This is a genomic window from Clostridium sp. AF22-10 (assembly GCF_003478725.1).
GTDB classification, from domain to species: Bacteria; Bacillota; Clostridia; order Lachnospirales; family Lachnospiraceae; genus Otoolea; species Otoolea fessa.
Genome location: NZ_QUFZ01000005.1, coordinates 145,715 through 163,179, shown reverse-complemented (window position 1 = coordinate 163,179; position 17,465 = coordinate 145,715). Strand labels below are relative to the sequence as shown.

The 17,465-nt window shown below is 46.3% G+C and carries 17 protein-coding genes and 3 pseudogenes; all 20 read right to left on the bottom strand.

The genetic code is table 11. The features are described from left to right. Positions 1-136: 136 nt before the first annotated feature. Entirely contained in the window at positions 137-532 is a 396-nt protein-coding gene (locus DWX91_RS05700; RefSeq protein WP_118481832.1) for a prepilin-type N-terminal cleavage/methylation domain-containing protein, read from the bottom strand. 212 nt (positions 533-744) lie between these two features. Beyond that, positions 745-2,087 (bottom strand): annotated as a pseudogene (locus DWX91_RS05695) (MATE family efflux transporter). A 4-nt stretch (positions 2,088-2,091) separates the two neighbouring features. Then, positions 2,092-2,229, bottom strand: a complete 138-nt coding sequence (locus DWX91_RS16575; RefSeq protein WP_182431245.1) for a hypothetical protein — start codon at positions 2,227-2,229, stop codon at positions 2,092-2,094. 240 nt (positions 2,230-2,469) lie between these two features. Next, a complete protein-coding gene (locus DWX91_RS05690) occupies positions 2,470-3,138 on the bottom strand; it encodes an aspartate/glutamate racemase family protein (protein WP_117796841.1) in 669 nt (222 codons plus the stop codon). Between the two features lie 78 nt (positions 3,139-3,216). After that, positions 3,217-3,579 carry a hypothetical protein gene (locus DWX91_RS17260; RefSeq protein ID WP_243098982.1) on the bottom strand — a complete coding sequence of 121 codons (363 nt, stop codon included), beginning with the start codon at positions 3,577-3,579 and terminating at the stop codon, positions 3,217-3,219. A gap of 29 nt (positions 3,580-3,608) precedes the next feature. Next, a complete protein-coding gene (locus DWX91_RS17255; RefSeq protein WP_243098981.1) occupies positions 3,609-4,157 on the bottom strand; it encodes a hypothetical protein in 549 nt (182 codons plus the stop codon). Between the two features lie 16 nt (positions 4,158-4,173). Further along, complete coding sequence (locus tag DWX91_RS05680) at positions 4,174-4,851, bottom strand: AroM family protein (protein WP_227589689.1); 678 nt, start codon at positions 4,849-4,851, stop codon at positions 4,174-4,176. Between the two features lie 166 nt (positions 4,852-5,017). Then, positions 5,018-6,103, bottom strand: coding sequence for a DUF917 domain-containing protein (locus DWX91_RS05675; protein ID WP_118471474.1), 1,086 nt, complete (start codon positions 6,101-6,103; stop codon positions 5,018-5,020). A gap of 42 nt (positions 6,104-6,145) precedes the next feature. Beyond that, complete coding sequence (locus tag DWX91_RS17895) at positions 6,146-6,790, bottom strand: hypothetical protein (protein WP_412693835.1); 645 nt, start codon at positions 6,788-6,790, stop codon at positions 6,146-6,148. Continuing rightward, entirely contained in the window at positions 6,742-7,458 is a 717-nt protein-coding gene (locus DWX91_RS17890) for a cytosine permease (protein ID WP_118522193.1), read from the bottom strand. Before DWX91_RS17890 ends, DWX91_RS17895 begins: the two co-directional genes overlap by 49 nt. Before the next feature lie 42 nt (positions 7,459-7,500). Then, entirely contained in the window at positions 7,501-9,162 is a 1,662-nt protein-coding gene (locus tag DWX91_RS05660; protein ID WP_118538472.1) for a nitrilase-related carbon-nitrogen hydrolase, read from the bottom strand. A gap of 244 nt (positions 9,163-9,406) precedes the next feature. Further along, positions 9,407-10,189, bottom strand: coding sequence for an IclR family transcriptional regulator (locus DWX91_RS05655; protein WP_118538470.1), 783 nt, complete (start codon positions 10,187-10,189; stop codon positions 9,407-9,409). A 109-nt stretch (positions 10,190-10,298) separates the two neighbouring features. After that, positions 10,299-10,838: a histidine phosphatase family protein gene (locus DWX91_RS05650; RefSeq protein ID WP_107000727.1), complete on the bottom strand. Its 540-nt coding sequence runs from the start codon at positions 10,836-10,838 to the stop codon at positions 10,299-10,301. A gap of 417 nt (positions 10,839-11,255) precedes the next feature. Further along, entirely contained in the window at positions 11,256-11,417 is a 162-nt protein-coding gene (locus tag DWX91_RS05645; RefSeq protein WP_243034048.1) for a hypothetical protein, read from the bottom strand. A 3-nt stretch (positions 11,418-11,420) separates the two neighbouring features. Beyond that, on the bottom strand, positions 11,421-12,605 hold the full coding sequence (locus DWX91_RS05640; RefSeq protein ID WP_147354387.1) for an AI-2E family transporter: 1,185 nt from the start codon (positions 12,603-12,605) through the stop codon (positions 11,421-11,423). Positions 12,606-12,826: 221 nt separating this feature from the next. Next, a complete protein-coding gene (locus DWX91_RS05635) occupies positions 12,827-13,573 on the bottom strand; it encodes a YoaP domain-containing protein (RefSeq protein WP_118471486.1) in 747 nt (248 codons plus the stop codon). Further along, on the bottom strand, positions 13,570-14,226 hold the full coding sequence (locus DWX91_RS05630; protein ID WP_107000730.1) for a TetR/AcrR family transcriptional regulator: 657 nt from the start codon (positions 14,224-14,226) through the stop codon (positions 13,570-13,572). The genes DWX91_RS05635 and DWX91_RS05630 overlap by 4 nt, the downstream gene beginning before the upstream one ends. 193 nt (positions 14,227-14,419) lie before the next feature. Then, positions 14,420-14,890 carry a flavodoxin gene (locus tag DWX91_RS05620; RefSeq protein ID WP_107000731.1) on the bottom strand — a complete coding sequence of 157 codons (471 nt, stop codon included), beginning with the start codon at positions 14,888-14,890 and terminating at the stop codon, positions 14,420-14,422. A 122-nt stretch (positions 14,891-15,012) separates the two neighbouring features. Next, positions 15,013-15,150, bottom strand: a pseudogene (locus DWX91_RS17245) (LysR family transcriptional regulator); the annotation flags it as partial. A 316-nt stretch (positions 15,151-15,466) separates the two neighbouring features. After that, a pseudogene (locus tag DWX91_RS05605) lies at positions 15,467-17,376 on the bottom strand (heavy metal translocating P-type ATPase). Positions 17,377-17,465: the final 89 nt, after the last annotated feature.

Below are 17,465 nucleotides of genomic sequence, written 5' to 3'. Positions count from 1 at the left end.
CGGGAAATCAGATGTCCGCTTGTGCTCTGATTACCCGTTTATTATAATCGTACAACTGTTCTAGTTCATTATACTTGACTTTGGGGTGGATGTCCAGCATTAGAACCGGAAATTCCTTATGTATTCTCAAGCTATATCATTGACTCGTATACTTCTCTCCTAAACCTAAGTCACATTTTGCATGACCTTTATTACAATTATATGCAATTGAATATCCTTTATCCGTAGTAAAACTAACTGCACAGGTTCCAGCCTTTATCTCAGCCTTATGCCCATCTAAAAAAGTCACCGAATGCCAGTCATAGTTGGGATTTGTATGCCAATCCGTTTTAACTTTCGGATTCTGTTGCTGGGTAGACATATAATCTGCCTGTATTTCCGCATAATATGCCCTGAGATTCGCCCAGTCTGCCGCCACCTCTGCCTTGTGCATCTGTGCCGTAAAAATCGGGATTGAAATTGATACCAGTATTCCAATAATAACAACCACTATCAAGAGTTCAACCAGTGTAAAACCTTTCTGTCTCTTCATCACAAATTTCTCCTTCTGTCAGTTTATGTTATTATATTCGTTTTTTCCTCCTAAAGCAATTACATGATGTTGGGGTCAAAAATTCTCCCGCAAGCAAGCTTGCGTCGGACTTCTGACCTTTTGACCCTGGTATCATAACATATTTTTAACAAAATCGATATTCATAAATCAAACAAGACAAACGTATGTATTTCATTTCAGTACATCCAAATTTATCGAGACGGCTCCACTTTCTCAGCCGGCCAGGATTTTCTCAGTGCCGCATAGGAAACCAGAAAGTTGGCAAGCCATCCTGCCGGCACGGCAAGCCAAACAAAATTAATACCAAAACGCGGTGCACCGATCAACGCCACGGACAGGCGGATCGCAAGATTTACCATGTTGGCAACGAGGAATGGCCGCATGATTCCGAGTCCGCGAAGGACTCCATCGGTCGCCATTTTAATTCCCATGAAAATAAAGAAGTAACCAAGCCATCTCATATAATCCCCCGACACCTGATAAGCCAGGGCGGTTCCGTCTTTTCCAAGGAACAGTGATGAAATCTGCGTGTGCAGCGTTTCAATGACAAGGAAAGCAAGCGCCGCAAAACACACATCCAGCACCAATGCTGCGTGGTAGCCTTTTTTGATGCGCTGGGTTTTGTTTGCGCCAAGATTCTGGGAAACAAATGGGGAAACCGCATTGCCGATGGACACAAAAATCAGGGAAAAAACATTCTCTACACGCATCGTTGCCGCGTATCCGGCGAGTGCTGTGTGCCAAAAGGATTTACCACCGCCTGTACGATCATCATACCGATGGATACGGTAGACTGCTGAAGAACCGACGGAACAGCAATCCGAAGCATCGAGCGCAGCTCCTGTCCCTCAAACCAGGCAAAGATACTCTTATACCGCCGCATCCGGTAAAAGAAAATCAAAAGTGAAAACACAGCCGAAATGCCCTGTGCGATCAAAGTTGCAAGCGCCGCACCGAACACGCCAAGTCCCAGACCGGCTACCATCCAAAGATCCATTACAATATTCAGGATTGATGAAAAGATCAGCAGTCCCAACGGAATTTTTGATTCACCGATGGAAGTGAACATGGTAGAGAGAATATTGTACATGAACAAAAACGGAAAGCCCACAAAATAGACCCGCAGGTACAGCACTGCTTCCTCCAGAATATCGGCAGGAGTCTGTAATCCGCTCATCATCGCATGGGAAAAACAAAAGCCAAAGACACCAAGGATGATGCTCAGCAGCAAAAAGCTGATCAGTGATGTAGACACAATCGTTTTCATTTTTCCATACTCTTTGGCACCGAAATAGCGGCTCACAAGCACACCTGCACCAGCACCGGCCCCCAGTGCCACACAAATGAAAACATTCGTCAGCGCTGCACAGGCGCCAACCGCCGCCAGTGCGGAGGAACCCACAAACTGGCCGACGATAATGGAGTCCGCCATATTGTATACCTGCTGAAAAAAACTGCCGAGAATCATCGGCATTGCAAAAACCGTCAACGCTTTCAGCGGCGCATCGGTAATCAAATACTCATCTTTTGACATGATCCTATTCCTCCACAACTTCCTGCTTTTTACCCGAAAGCACAAGCTTAGCAAGTACGATCCGTAATTCGTGCACAAAAATTCCGGCAAAACCAAAACAGGATCCAGAAATAATTGGCATAACATTGTTAATTCGTTTCATAATTTCACTCATTCACTTTCTGCGCCACAGTTGCAGCTATGGTTATCCGATGCCTCCATTGCCTTTTACTGTGTTCAGCAGCTGCTGGGAATGTATGTGTACCCAGCATAATATTTATATAAACCGCCAGTTTTTCTGTCTATTTATATTATAATCGATCTTCCATTTAAGATACAATCATTATACACAAAAAAGCTCCGCCTATATTTTAGTATAGACGAAGCTTCCTAATTCTAACTCCTAATCCTCCATATTTTCTCTTCTCAATAGCTCAAACAATGTCAGCAGTCCCTCACACAAAACAGGATCCAGAACCGGAATTCCTACTGTCTTTTCGATGGAGGGAGCAATACGGATACTGGACATTCCTGTACAGCTAAGGGCAATCACATCGGCCCCCATCTCTTTCTGCGCAGCCGCTGCTTTCATGGTGGCTTCATATCCTCTGTCTGTCATCAAATCCAGGACATTTTCTACCCCATCTCCCTTTGCATTGTCTACAATCCGATCACCGAATATCCGCTGATATCCTGACGGTACATCTTCGGTAATCCCCAACACAGCCGGATGACTGCCAAAAAACAGACTCAACGCTGCAGTACTGGATCCCGCTCCTATAACCGGAATCGGTACAGCCTGTCTTGCCTCCGGAACTCCCGGGTCACCGGCACAGCTGATAATAATAGCCTGACAGCCTTCCTTCCACAGTTCCACTGCAAGATTCACCACCTTAGGTACACCTACAGCGAATGTTTCATCGTCATGAATTCCCTCCGGTTGATCCGGAATACATCGTGACACTACCTGGAACATAGGGAAATACGATTCTATCAGCTTTCCATGCAGCTGCAGCAATTCCTCGTCCTCTGTGGTCAGCACCCGAATCAGACCAACTTTATAAGTTTTCATATTATACGTTCCTTCTCTCTTGGTTCCCTAAAAATAATTTCATGAGCAAAATACTCAGGCAGCAATTGAAATATCTCCTTAAATCTGGAAAACTCCATCTAACATAACTAGCTTGTCATCCAAATACAATGTGGGATTCTTAATAATTCCGTCCATATGGCAGTCTGCCTGATTATTTCCTCCAAATCCTACGTTAGTACCAAAGGCAATATGAACCGTTTGATAAGCTTTCTCATCCTCCAGAATAACGCCGATCAGTCTGGCCGCATAGTTGGTTCCAATGCCCAGTTCACACAGAGTGGCATTGTTCCTATTTCTCAAGAGAATCTCCAGTTTCTCTGCTTCTTTTCCTTGGATGCTTTGAAGAACCCCGTCCTTCACTTTCACTTCCAAAGGCTGTTCTAATAAACCGATTCCAACCATAGATCCATCAATTACCATCGTACCATTTGCTCCTGTCTCTATCGGAGCTATGTATGACTCTCCGGAAGGAAGATTTCCCGCCTGCCCCTTTTCCCGATAGACACCAGGCTAGATACTCCACGCCGTCCCCGAAGATCCAGCGTTAAAACATGTCCATCTTTCTCTATGCGGGCTGTATTGGCATTCGTCAATAAATCAGTCACCTGCTCTGTAAGTGCCATAACACGACTGTAATCTGCAGTCATAGCACCCATGGCAAACATTTCCTCCGTGATTCCCGGCATTGTAGCAATCCTTGCTCCAGCTTCCGCTGCCTCAATTTTGGCTCGTGTATGCGTAATAGATGTTTTCATGGGGCAAATTACCACATCCGCCGCTTTCATGGCAGCTGCCACTACAGCGGGTGGTTCCTGACCAGACACCTCTCTAGCAGTCATAGTCATTAACATAGCTTCTGCTTTCAAAAGTTTAGCCGCCTGATACAAGGCCTGACCAATGGCATACTTCTCATCATCGGTCACTATCAGTACATTCTCCCCTGGTTTGACATTCATGCAGTTTGTTAAAATATTTTTTCCAATTTCCGCCAGTTCCATCGCATTTCCCCCCCTCTTATGACAGCAGTTCCATCATAACCCGGACTGCAAGTGTCCGGGACAAAATCACCCGTTTTCCAGATAATTTTTGAAATTGTTCTTTCATTCCGATATTATAGCCAATGCAGTCCATTACCACCAGATCCACATCCATTTTCGCTGCAGCTCTAGCCGCCGCATCCAAATCATCCTGGCTACCGTAGGGAGAAGCCGGAATAATAATACTCTCCTTTACATACTGATTCCACTTTTTCTCTGTCTGATCCACGTGCTGCGGTGTTGGAACCACTACAGCGATCTTTCCTCGATTAGACAAGGCTGGCACAAGCCCATTAAGCACCTTGCACGGAAAAATCAATGGCACTTTAGAATGAAACACAGCCGGAAAATCCCCCGTGCACAAAAACAGAATCAAATTTACGCCCTGCTCTTCCAACCGTTCGATACACTGCTGCAGCTGGGGCAGAATATGTCGTTCGGCAATCATAACCGAACTTCCGTCTCGAAGTCGTGAGATTAAAGTATAATCCTCTGGTCCTGGTGCAAATGCCTGGATATCCTCCCGAGTGAGCCCATCTAATGCACCTGCCTGAATTAGTTCCACCTGCTCACCCATCAGCGGAAACAGTTCTTGTACCACATCCGTCCTGGGTGACTGCCCAATGGTTATTGCTCCAACTTTCATCTTCACCATCTTAATTTCCTCCATCTTATACTTGCCCTATCGTAACTGTTCAGTACTTTCACAGTCACGCGCAATAAATGCACAGACCTACTGAACCGTTACGTCCTATCTACAAAGGCCCCGCTGCCAGTATTTTGGCGGCGGGGTCTTTCGCATAGATTTCCTTATCTCCTTATCAGAATGACACACAATCCACAATAGGACGGTTGATGATCTTCTCTACGCCCGCCAATAAGTCCTTGTCAAACATGGGAGCCGCCAACTTCAGATGCTGATAACCCACATGAATGAGATAAACTTCTTGGCCCTGTTTCAAGTCAGATGTAGGCGTTGGCCGTCCAGTCTGGCTGTCAAATGTCATAATCAGATCAGGGAATGTGCCTTTGCGCTGTCCATCTGGTCCATCCACCGTCATGTACTCATTCCAGAAAGACATCTCATATCCACCAATCTTAACGATACCTACATCAAAGCCGCCTTCACTGCGCAGCTGATACTCCTCTACCGGACCGTGAGCCAATATCTCACCGCCTAAAAATTCACAAACCTCCTGCACACCATTTTCTACCGACTTTTCTAATCCCTGTGAATAACGGCGTCCCGTCTCAATAGCCAGTGACAAGCCCCCCACAGCGCTGTTTTTTTGCAGGAACGAAGCCTTCACCGGGTTCCGGATTACAGCCACAAGGCCTCCAGCCTCCACAGCAGCCGCCCGCACCAGTTTAGAACAATGATCAATAGAACCTGTAACTGTACATTCCACGTGTCGACCCAATTCCTTTCGTCCGCCCACACAGGTCATGGTAGTAATATAATTGGGATCACGATGAAGATTCAGGCTTCCCATCACTCCCGTAGGATGAGCACGGCCGTTGCAGGGAGCGTCTATCAGAGGGATTCCCAGCATGGATGCCTCTAGCCATCCATTGAACGTAGAACCGCCTCCATTCTCATTAGTAACGATACCTCCTGGACGAATACCCGTGCTTTGAGTAAAGAGCTCCACGCAGCGCATCATATCTGCCGGGGAGACAAACTTCTCCTGTGCGGCAGGAGCCCCTACCATAGAAGCTGTGACAACCACGGTTTCCGGATCAATCTGATCCAACGGGGTTAATTCCAGCTGGCTGAACCGCACAGCCAGATCTCCGAACTCAGCTCCGGTCTTTGCCGAACCGCCTCCACCGCCGCCAAGAATGGAGCCACCAAGAGCCGCCCAACGGACATGTTCTTCTGTCAATTTCATTCTAATATGTTCCATAACTTTCTTCCTTTCTATATTCTACATCAAAATGCTTCCACCTTAATTCTTCTTATTTGCCATCAGATTAAATACCACATGCAGCACAACCGTAGCTACCATACCATTAATAGCCTGAATGCCCGGAGAGAAAATAGCAACTGCTACACCACATCCCCAAGCCAGAACGGAAGGCCACTTGATAAGTGGAAGGTTTTCGTAAGAAATGTCATTATAATTATAATTATGTTTTACTCCAAACAAAGGCAGTACCAAATAATCAGCCACCATAACTGCAGCCATTGGCGGGATTACAATACCAAGCCATGTCATATACGGCACAAAGTAGTCCACCACACCACAGAAACCTAAAGCAATTCCGATAGCGCCCAGAACAATGGTAACAGTGCTCTTTTTCTTCACTTCGATAATGTTGCATGTCGCATTGGATGCGGAGTACAGGTTCTGCTGGTTAGTTGTCCATGCAGCTAAAGTAATAAGCACAGCACCAATGATTCCTGAACCAGTGGCCAATACGCCGATGTAATCAGATACTACTCCGAAATCCCATGTTTCCAGATGCAGAGCAGCTGCAATACCAGCAATTGGAAGCAGAAAATGACCAAAGAAAAGACCAGCGATCCAAACGATAGAGATCTTTATGATATCCGTCTTTGCAAATCGGCCGCAGTCGGGAACAGTAGCCATTCCGGCTGCCCAGCTGCCAATAACTGTGGTAACGCCAGTAGCCATGGTGCCAATCTGACTTCCCGTAGGCTATAAGAGAACAAAGAATCTACGCCAATCAATCTTACACAGTTAACCAGTGCCAAAACAATAAACAGAAGCAACGGAATCGCTGCAAATGTGCTTAACTTCTCCATTCCCTTAAATCCCTTAATTGCTGTAGACGCCATCATAATTCCGCCCAGCACTGCCAGAATCGGTACACTTATCGGAAGATACTGAGACCAAATCTGCCCAAAGAAGCCCAACTGGGTGGCAAACCAACCCACGGAGGTCACACAGATAATCGCCGAGAAAATATAAGTTCCTACCCGACCTACGGTAAACCGAATCAATGACATTGCTGCCAATCCGGTTTTTGAACCGATATACACAGTCATAATCATGACCACCACTAATATAATATCACCGATTGACAGGGCAATGAGAGCATCCCGAAACTTCATGCTGGATCCCAACGCCGTACCTGTAGCCAAGTCTCCTACTACTACATTCCAACATAACCAGACGAAAAACATCTTAATCCATCCGTACCGCTTATTCTGAGGAACCGGAGTATAAATATAATCCTGATCTTCCACGTTAGACTCAGTTGTCACAGCATTCACATCTTGTTTTTTATCACTCATATGGCTCTCCCTTCTTTTAAAGCACACAATCCGTTTCTTCTATCAACTTGTCATACCATGTAGTATGTCTGGTCCCAAGCATTGGCTTTTCTCGAACAGGTTTATCACTGGACATCCACTTTCATCTGAGAATATAAATCGAGTATCCATTGTCATATCTGCAAATCCGCTCTCGTTGAGCACCACCTCATTCCGCGGTACTAGGAACATATCTGGACCAAATATGCCGCTCACTCCTTTTTGAGCCGCAAAGGCTGCGTATGTACTATTTTCATTAGCCCTTACCCTAGCAAGATGATAATGTTCCACCTCCTGTTGAACCTCTGGAATACCAGGAGGGCACGACGGATTTTCCACCGCTGGAACAGCTAAAATATCGCATCCGCCATTGGCCAGCAATCGAGGCACTTCCGTAATAAAAATTTCGTTGCCTAACAGTACACCGATTCTGCCATAAGGGCGATCAAGGACCAGTCCGGCACGGTCTCCTGCTTCCGCCCACTGTGCTTCCCTCTCAGTCAGATGACTCTTCCGATAGTAATGTCGAGAACCATCTTCGCACAAGCATGCTGCTGCATTCCATAGCTTCCCGTTTTCTTCTAATACAAAGCCCAGAATCACATCCACATGATTCTCCATGACTAGAGAAGATAGCTCTTTCCACACAGGATCATCCTCTCGAATGGCCATGCACTGTGCTTGCTGCAAGTCATCAGGCACACCTCCAAGCACCAGTTCAGGCAGAACCAGCAAGCGCTCTCCTTGCTTCCCAGCTTGACTGATAGCCTGCTTTACAGCCATAAACCCTTCTTCCCGATTCTCTGGCTTTATGCTGCATACCGCCGTAGAAAATTGCTTTCCCTCAAGCAATGGCTCCGTAGCATATGCTTGGTAATACTGACTCTGATACCATGGATAACGCTGTAACTGAAGTTCACGGTAGAGCTTCGGGCGGCGTAAAGGAATCTCGCTTCGATCCGGCTTCATCTCTAAATCAATCTCAGCCATAGCAATTCCATCTCCATAAGGATGACACGCCACTACTCTGCCCTCTGGATCAATAATCCCGCTTCCGCCGCAGAAATCGAATCCTTTTTCATTTCCGTGTCGATTAGAAGCAATCACATACATACCGTTTTCCTTAGCACGTGTCAGCCAGATAGATGAAGGGATAGATGGCTCGTTCCAGTTCATAGGCGAACACAAAACCTGTGCTCCCATAAGCCTGCTTAACCTAGGTCCTTCCGGATAACTTAGATCCATACAAATCTGTATGCCTATATTTCCAATAGGAGTATTAAACACCTTTACCGGTTCATCTCCCGTTTTAGCCCATGTACTATCAGGAACATAATGGTGCATTTTCCGATGTCGGCCAATCAGCCCCTCCGGTCCTATAAGAACCGCTGAATTGTACAACCTCTCTCCATCCGACTCAGGAAGTCCTGCAACCAAATAGCAATCTAACTCCTTTGCTAAATTCTCCAATAATCGTACCGTTTGCCCATTTGCTATGGGCTCTGCCATCTCGGCCGCCTGTTCCATGCTATCAAAATAGTATCCAGTCGCACACATTTCTGGCAGGACAATGAGCTTCGCCCCTTGAGCTGCTGCCTGACGCACCAAGTTCGTCAGAGCAGCCAAGTTTTTCTCTTTATCCATAAAATGGCAGTCATATTGGATTGCAGCACCTTTGTATTTCATGATTCTCACGCTCCTTTCTATCGTTCATTTGTTCGATGTTCCTATTATAGGAACAGCATTACTTAGATAGGAATTATGTTTTTATATTAGCATCTTGTCAGAGTCTTGTCAATATATTACATCATTTTCTAACAGATTAATTTTATGTCAATATTTTTAGCAACAAAAAAAAGAAACCCAGACAAAAGAGTATTTCTTCTGTCCGAATTTCTCATATTATCATTCTTCTTTGCATCTCAACAAATCAATCAGATATTCTACTGTAATAGTTTGAGCCCATTTGATTATTGATCTCAACAGCCAGTTGACGCCCCTGCTGAATATATTTCTCCACAGCGTCTGGTCGTTCCAAATCATATACTCCCCCTACACTCAGACCAGCCACTAGCTGGTTAGCTGAGTTATAGATAGGAAATCCGACGGCAAACAGTCCCTCTGTCAGCCTGTTATGAGTAATATCATATCCACGAGCTCGAGCAGCTTTCAAATCCTCCTTCAGCTGAGTCTTCTCCTCTTCTGCCAACTCTAAGCTATTGAGATAGTTGCTTTGAAATTGAGGCGAAGCAAATGCCAGTAATACTCGATTGCTTGCCCCACGAAACAACGGGTATACTCCCCCCACAAACACTGAACTCAAACGCCCAGTATTATCTGAAACCACACGATCCACACACAAACTCTGATTCCCACACGGAATAGTAAGATAAGTGCTGATCTTGGTGCGCTCATGGAAATTCCAAAGAAAATCGTGAGCAATTCGTTTAACATCCAGCCTATGCACCGCACAAAATCCCAATATCAGCACCTGCTCTCCCAAAGAGTACTGTTTCGTAAAAGGATCCTGTATTAAGAATCCCTCTTCGGTCAAAGTATGTACCAATCGATAGGCGATGGTTTTTCCCACCCCCAGCTCCCTGGCAATCGACGGCAGAGACAGTGTATTCTGCTGTCTGAACATTTCTAAAATAGTTAGGGCACGGTCAACCGTCTGCAGGTAGCTCGCATCCTCCTTTTTATTTGGATTCATCTCTCCTCCTTAAGTTTGTGATTTTGTAACTGTTCAGTACCTTCACAGTTACGTGATTTTTACTCTCCCGCTGCTTCCCGGTAAGCTTTACTGCCCACCTCGCTCCAGATTAGAAGTCATACCGCACCACCTGGCAGTTTTTTACGCCAAAGGATGCAAATTCTTCATTGGTCATATCCGTAAAATACGACTGAATCATCCTTGAAATTCCATTGTGTGCCACCAGAATGTATGTCTTATGGTCAGACTCCTGTTTTATTTCATCCAGCAGATTATAGATACGCTGTGCAAGCTGCAGCATGGATTCTCCCCCTTCATATCGGCAGGCAAATGACTCTTTCGCCGTCTTAAACTCTTTGCCGTCTCTCGGCGTAGACTCCCATTTTCCAAAATTCTGCTCTATGAGTCTTGGTTCTTCCCTGCAGGGAATCCCGCTCATTTCAGAAATAATTTTTGCTGTATCTGCTGCACGGCTAAGGGGTGAATAGAGAATTTCATCTGCCTTGATTCCGCTTCCTACAATATTTTTCCCGGTTTCAGCCGCCTGCTGCCGTCCATGCTCCGTCAACGGACTGTCTGTTGCTCCGCAAATTTTATTCTCCACATTCCACACAGTCTGTCCGTGTCTTACAAAATAAAAATGTCCCATGATGTCATCCCTTCTCATTAGCTTCGCAAGCTTTTTTATACCCAGGAAATTCCCTGCTGCCTATCATCGTCATACATCATTTCCGTCATTGATAATCCTGGGAAAGCAGCTGTCATAATTGTATTATAACTATACTCAGGTTAAGATACAACTCTATCCTTTACTGGGCACGTATGCGCAAACAGTTCCAGTGCTGTTCTCAAAATCCGTTTCTTTGTGACTTCCGCCATAATTATTTTCTTCATTAAAGTAACCATTCGATAACTACGCTATGATTACCGAATGGTTACTTATCAAGAACTAATGAATAATTCAAGTCGAACGTCTTCCATTTGACTTGCCTCCCTCGAAACCCTTCGTTTTTCCTCGAACGGCAGCCCTAGATCAATGCCGGCTGCTTCCGACGCCCCCAACTTATCAGCAGATACTTTCAGAACCATACCATTTATTATTGTCGTTGCGCCTCAGCACAGCTTTCCAGTCATTCCAGGGATATTCCGGCTCTGCGCCGTAATGGTCATCCATCTCATCGTAAATAATATGCTCGATAATTGCCGTGGTCTTTGTTGAATAGACCACAACTTAAAGGGTGCTTGCTTTCTTCATGAACTCCAGATAAAGGCTGAACAGCACGGCGCAGACGGGAACGCTGAACAGCATCCCTAAGATGCCAAATGCTTCGCCGCCAATCGTAACAGCCATCAGCACAAGCAGTCCAGGAAGTCCGACGGACTTGCCGACCACCTTGGGATAAATCAGATTGCCCTCCACCTGCTGCAAAACGATCAGAAAGAGAATGAACCACAGAGCCTTGCCAGGTTCTGCCAGCAGAATTAAAAACGCACCAAAGCCGCCGCCAATCCATGCGCCAAAAATCGGCATCAGCGCAGTGACGGCCACAAACGCGGAGACAGCACCGGCATACGGAATCCCAAGAATCAGCATTCCAAAGAAGCACAGAACACCGATGATAACCGCTTCGGTAAGCTGCCCGCTGACAAAATTTGTGAAGGTCTGATTGGTCAGCGCGGCAATACTAAGAAGCCGCTGCGCCGTCTTTTGCGGAAGGACTGTCACAATGAGTTTTTTCAAATGTGCCGCAACGACCTCCTTCTTTGCAAGCAGATAAAGTGCAAAAACAAGCCCCAAGAGAACGTCTACAAAAACCGACAGGACAGAGGTTGCCGCGCCCCATGTCACGGTGAGAATCCCGCTTTTCTCGTCACTGATCAAGGCGGTGACCTTCTCAATCAACAGGTCAGAGTCTATGACATATTCGGGCAGGACAATGTTATATTTTGCAGCAAACTGGACAACGCCAGCCCACCACCGCCCGATTTCCTCCACATAGACCGGAATGTTTTGGATAAACTCATCGCCGGATTCCCGCAAGCTGGGGAGCATCATAAACACCACAGCAAATAGAATTCCAAGGATAAGCACGGTGCTTGCTGTCAGGCACACGGGGCGAGTCAGCTTTGCAGGAGCTTTGCGGCACGCCTTGTTCCAGCAGCATTCCATTGGTCGAAGAACTACGTTGATCAAAAAAGCAATCGCGCCGCCGATCAGAAACGGAGTGAACAGTGCAAGCACCTTGCCGAGAAAACACAAAACAGCGTCAAGGTTTACCAGCGCCCATGCGAATACAATAAGCAGCAAAAAAGCACGGATGATATAGCGAATGATCGTCTCGTCCGGCCATTTGCCTCCCTGCGGTGCGGGTGTTTCATTTTTGTTAGAGGTTGGATTTTGCAATTTTTTCTCCATGTTTTTCCTTTCTGTCAGTATCGGAATCCCTTTTTTTAAATCCGAAAGCACTTTTGCAGGGCTTTATACTCACTCCTTGTGAATCGCACGATAGCTTTATTGTGCGCAGGTCAAAGACACGTCACATTGGCAAGCTTGAAATAATCAATATATTTTTCATTCGTTTTTTCTCCATTTCATTTGATAACATTATGTTGCGACTCAAAAATAGCGGAGTAAAATCAATTTTGTAAACCTGCCAGCGCCAGGAATTTTTTATCTGACTGGATACTCTGTGTCAGAAACTGACCGTCCCGAAACAGTGCATAAGTCGTGACCGGTGCAGGTACATTCTGTGCTGATTCTTTGTCAGTGATGTGGATGGCATTGAACGGGATACCATGTTCCTTTGCCGCCTCCTGCACCTTTGGTACCCAATAATAGGTATATGGGCATTGATCGGTGTAATAAAGAACAAAACCTGCTTCTTCAATCACCGGATGTTTCGCACATTCCTTGAAATACGGCGGTTGTGCCCCCGATTCAATGGAAAGATACATAAGATTGATCCCGCAGTCGGATATGTCTGCCACACGGAAACCCTTATAAGTAAGGAATTTCGGGTCAGCGAGGAATTCCCGCTTTCGGCCCTCCGCGCACAAAATGCAAATACCTTTCTTTCCCTGCACCCTGGCATCACAGATACACGCCTCCAGCAGATCATTTGAGTATCCGTGTCCCTTCATGGAGCCGGATACCCATAGACAGTTAATGTAAAGATAACCATCTGCCGCAATCGGCACCCAGGCGTTTTCAGCCGGAATGTATTCAATAAAGCATTTACCGCGTTCCTCACTGCGATAGAAAACAAGTCCATCATCAAAGCGCTGCCGCAGCCATTCCTTTTTTACAACACTCTGCTTACCGGACATGGCGCAGCAGATATGTTCCTTGTCAATATTGTCTTTGGTGATCCGAATATAGTTCATCCGTTATTCCTCCTGCTTAAAACAGCTGTCCCGGCAGCTTCTGATCTGTAACCAGCCTCAACCTTGGCAATAAAGCGATCAATGTGTGTCGCCAATAAGGAAGAAACCGATTCTTTTTCCTCCGCACCGTCGTAGACACTGTATAGAAGATACATTGGCCCATAGAATTCCAACGCCAGCTGCATAGCCTCCTCATCAGAATCTGCCAATTTGCGGAAGATGGCCGCCATATACTCCAGAGGACCGCCCGCCAGATAGTCGTGGTGAAGCTGTGCAAGCTTGGAATCACGGTATTGCTCCAGCGTCAGCATTTTACGGAAATTGGAGGAAAACGGCTCCTTTGTCCAATGGTCAAACTGGGCAAGGCTGTATGTGCGAATTTTTTGAATTGGTGTATGCAGATATGCTTCCGCAAAGCCGTCTGGTTCCGTTTCCGGCATTTCATACGCCTCAGCGCGCTCATAGTCCATCTTGTTCATTCGCTCCACGATCTTATCTAAGATTTCCTGTTTGCTGGCATAGTGCTTATATAAAGCAGCTTTCGTAATTCCCAACTGCCCTGCAATATCATTCATAGATGTCCCCAGATAGCCGTTCTGCGCAAACAGTTCCAGTGCTGTTCTCAAAATCCGTTCCTTTGTACCCTCTGCCATAATTATCCCCTTTATCAAAGTAACCATTCGGTAACTACATTATAGTTACGAATGGTTACTTGTCAAGAACGAATGAAAAAATTATGCCCTTTCGTTAAAATGTGCAAACTCCGGCGCAAATTCGCCAAGCGCATTTCTTCCTGCTGTCTGTACCATTTTTTCCATATTCTGTATACTTCCATAACACTGCTGTTTATAAAGAATTTACCCACTCACTGACTTTCTGTTTTGTTCCGCGGTTTAACAGACTGCCTTCTGTGATAACAGCCTCTGGTGCGGATGGCTGCAATTCTTTTACAGTATTACCGAATCCACTTCCACCGGATGTTGCAAAAAGAACGATCTTTTTACCGCTGAAATCATAGGCTTCCAAAAATGTATTGATAATTGTTGGAGCTACATACCACCAGATAGGGAATCCCAGAAGGATTTCATCATAAGAGCTCATATCTATCTCTTTCTTCATAATCTCCGGTCTGTATTTCTTATCACTCATTTCCACACTGCTCCGAGATTTTTTATCCATCCAGTCAAGATCAGCCTTTGTATATGGAACTTTTGGCTCAATCTCAAATAAATCAGCTTTTGCTTCCTCTGCAATCATCTCTGCTACTTTTTTTGTTGTTCCGCTTGCACTGAAAAATGCCACTAATTTTTTACTCATAATAAAAAGCCCCTTTCTTTGCAAATTTCTTGTATAAAAATAGATGTATAAGATTTGAATTTCTCTTATACATCTATTTTATACCCATTATTTTATTATGTCTAATGCTTATATTGAATTCTATCTACAAGTCCTTTTTTCATCATCTCATAAACCGTATCTGCTGTTGCGGTATGAAGTTCAATCTGAATCCGTGGGTATTTTTCTTTATACGTTTTACATATCCTTGCCAAGGTCTCTACTGCCGCAAATTCACCGCATAGCTCAAATTTTATGCTGTAATGCCATTACGATTTCTTACAATACAAATTCCGTCATTTCGGTCATATTCATCCAGCAGTTCCGGATAATGCGTAGTGAAAATAAGCGTTTTAGAACATAGTAAATAGCCTTTCCACTCCTGCGCCAGCGAACCAAACCTTTCATGCGTAAAATACGGATATGGTGAGAAACAGCGGACTCTGACCTATTCAGTTTGTCTGCAACTTCACTGACACATGCTTCTGAGGGACCAATTTAAAATAAAGCCTTCATGCGGGAAGGGTCCCCCCTTTTGTTTTTGTTTATTTCTGAACTTTAAAGATTTTTCACAAACAGTGCCCGGATAGCGTTGAGGACGGCTATAATCATCACGCCCACATCCGCAAACACGGCCAGCCACATATTGGCGAAGCCCAGAGCGACCAGCACGAGGCAGACCAGTTTTACGCCGATGGCCACCACGATGTTCTGATAGACGATGCCAAGGCACTTGCGTGAGATTTTGATTGCTTTGGAAATTTGCATTGGATCGTCATCCATCAGTACTACATCCGCAGCTTCAATGGCAGCGTCAGAACCCATAGCGCCATAGCAATGCCGATGTCTGCCCGGCGAAGCACCGGGGCATCGTTGATGCCATCTCCCACAAAAGCCAGTTTTTCTTTCTCCGGCTTGTTCTGAATCAACTGCTCCACTTTCTCCACCTTGTCGGCAGGAAGCAGTTCACTGTAAACCTCATCCAGCCCCAGTGCGGAGGCTACACTATCAGCCACCTTCTTGGCGTCACCAGTAAGCATCACAGTCTTGCGAACCCCAGCCGACTTTAATGTCTGAATGGCTTCCTTGGAGTGAGGCTTCACGATATCGGAAATAACAATGTGCCCGGCATATTTCCCGTCAATCGCCATGTGAATAATGGTGCCTACGCTGTGGCACGGAATAGCCTGGACCCCCAGACGATTCATGAGCTTGTCGTTTCCAGCCGCGACCTGATGATCATCCACTGTGGCGATGACACCGTTGCCGCTGAGCTCCTGAATATTGGTTACACGGCTGCGGTCAATTTCCATGCCATAGGCTTTCTGTAAGCTCTTGCTGATGGGATGACTGGAAGCGCTCTCTGCCAGGGCCGCGTACTCCACCAGCTTGCGTTCGTCCATCTCGTTGTGGTGGATGGCGTTGACCTCGAACACGCCCTGGGTCAGAGTACCGGTCTTGTCAAAGACCACGATCTTAGCCTGTGACAGGGTCTCCAGATAGTTGGACCCCTTCACCAGAACGCCCGCCTTACTGGCTCCGCCAATTCCTGCAAAGAAGGACAAAGGAATGGAAATGACCAAAGCGCAGGGGCAACTGGCAACGAGGAAGGTCAGCGCACGATAGATCCAGGTCTCCCAGCCTGCATCCAGCCCCATGGCAAACATCCGTACCAGCGGCGGCAATACAGCCAGCGCCAGCGCGGCATAGCACACCGCAGGAGTGTAGATCTTGGCAAAGCGGGAAATGAAGTCCTCCGACTTGGACTTCCGGGAGGAGGCGTTCTCCACCAGATCCAGAATCTTGGAGACAGTGGACTCGCCAAATTCCTTGGTTGTCTGAATATGGAGCAAACCTGTCATGTTGATACAACCGGAGATGATCTCATCGCCAGTCTTGACCTCACGGGGCAAACTTTCACCAGTGAGAGCGGCAGTGTTCAAAGTGGATTCTCCCTGCACTACGGTACCGTCAATAGGAATTTTCTCACCGGGCTGTACCACAATAATGGTGCCGATACCCACTTCGTCCGGGTCTACCTGTTCCAGTTTTCCCTCCCGTTCGATATTGGCATAATCAGGACGGATGTCCATCAGATCACTGATGTTCCGGCGGCTCTTGCCCACAGCGTAGGACTGGAACCATTCGCCCACCTGGTAGAACAGCATCACCGCAATGGCCTCCAGATAGTCGCCGTTTTCATATACAGCCAGTGCCAGAGCCCCCAGCGTAGCCACCGCCATCAGAAAGTGCTCATCGAACACCTGACCGTTACGGATACCTTTTCCGGCTTTTTTCAGAATGTCGTAGCCAATAACCAGATAATCCACCAGGAACACAGCCAGACGTACCCAGCGGCCTGCCGAGCCAAACACTTCAAATGCGCCTGCGCCCAGGATCTGCAAAATTAACAGTAGAACCGTAGCAGTCAGAATCCGCCACAACATCACTTTTTGTTTTTTGGTCATACCGGCGGAGGGCCGCATGCCGATGATCTGAAGGATCACGGCCAGCAGAGCCACCACGATCAGCAGACCGTTGATGATATACTCCTGCA